We start from the raw sequence: 926 nt of genomic DNA on the forward strand, positions 1-926 counted from the left end.
GAAAAGCTCACAAGCTTCTGTTCGAGTGTGCCCTTCCTGAACGAAAGACAGCACACGTTTTCTAAAATCAATGCTATATGTCATGGTTCTATTTTATCACGTATTATAAAGTGGAACAACTATATTTTGCAGCTGCGTAGAGCTCTGAGACCTTATTCCAGTTAACCACATTCCAGAAAGCCTTGATGTAGTCTGGACGAAGGTTACGATAGCTTACATAATAAGCATGCTCCCAAACGTCCAAGCCCAGAAGTGGTTCTTGACCATTGGATACTGGGTTATCTTGGTTAGCTGTCGAAACAACTTCCAATTTACCTTCTGCATTAAGAACCAACCATGCCCAGCCTGAACCAAAGCGGGTTGCTGCGGCAGCCGCAAAGGCTTCTTTGAAAGCATCCATAGAACCAAAGGTAGCTTCAATGTCTGCTGCTAATTCAGCAGATGGTGCTGTTTCCTCTGGTGTCATCATTTCCCAGAAAAGTGAGTGGTTGACATGACCACCACCATTATTAATAACTGCCTGACGGATATCAGCAGGGATAGAATCAACATCTTTCAACAAAGCAAGAATATCTGCTGTCACTTCAGGATGTTTTTCCAAAGCTGCATTCAAATTGTTCACGTAAGCTTGGTGGTGCTTATCGTGATGCAAATGCATCGTTTCCTCATCGATATGTGGAGCTAACGCATCATAGGCGTATGGCAATTCAGGGACTGTATAAGTCATAATCCACCTCTTTCTTTTTTCCTTCTTCCATCATACTGCAAAAGCGCTGTCATTTCAATTTTTCTGCTTGAGGCCCACGACAAACGCATGAAGAAAACTCCCTATTGAAAATTTTCAGTAACCGATAAATATTCGTAAAAGCGTCCTCTTAAGCATATAATTAGCTTAGGAGGACGTTTTTATGGATGTTATGATTTCA

The 926-nt window shown here is 41.7% G+C and carries 1 protein-coding gene; it reads right to left on the reverse strand.

Going from position 1 to position 926, the window contains the following annotated elements:
* Nucleotides 1–103: 103 nt before the first annotated feature.
* Nucleotides 104–727 (reverse strand): superoxide dismutase, encoded by a 624-nt coding sequence (locus ACXM1Q_RS09265; RefSeq protein ID WP_458517807.1) that lies wholly within the window; start codon nucleotides 725–727, stop codon nucleotides 104–106.
* Nucleotides 728–926: the final 199 nt, after the last annotated feature.

This window comes from Streptococcus sp. 10F2 (assembly GCF_054331515.2).

Excerpts from the sequence above, each read along its gene's own strand:
- ACXM1Q_RS09265 (WP_458517807.1), bottom strand. The coding sequence starts at position 727 with ATGACTTATACAGTCCCTGAATTGCCATACGCCTATGATGCGTTAGCT.